Annotated in this window: 1 protein-coding gene; it reads left to right on the top strand. The window is 62.6% G+C overall.

Annotated features, from left to right (window positions below):
* Positions 1-254: NAD(P)/FAD-dependent oxidoreductase (locus AC6UDD_RS06980; RefSeq protein WP_500720061.1), on the top strand; the 254-nt coding region annotated here is incomplete at both ends.

Raw genomic sequence — 254 nt, 5'->3', positions numbered from 1 at the left:
CTTCTACCGTGACCAGGATGTGGTCGTAGTCGGCGGTGGCAACACTGCGGTGGAAGAGGCCCTGTACCTGTCCAACATCGCCCGCAAGGTCTACCTGGTCCACCGCCGCGACACCCTCAAAGCGGAAAAGATCATGCAGGACAAGCTGTTCGCCAAGGTCGCGGCCGGCAAGATCGAAACCGTCTGGCACCACCAGGTCGAGGAAGTGCTGGGCAACGATGCCGGCGTGACCGGTGTGCGCGTGAAGTCCACCC

Source organism: Fructilactobacillus sp. X2R1C3, from assembly GCF_059901425.1.
Note: the sequence above shows the minus strand (reverse complement) of the source record. Positions and strands in the feature narration are given on the sequence as shown.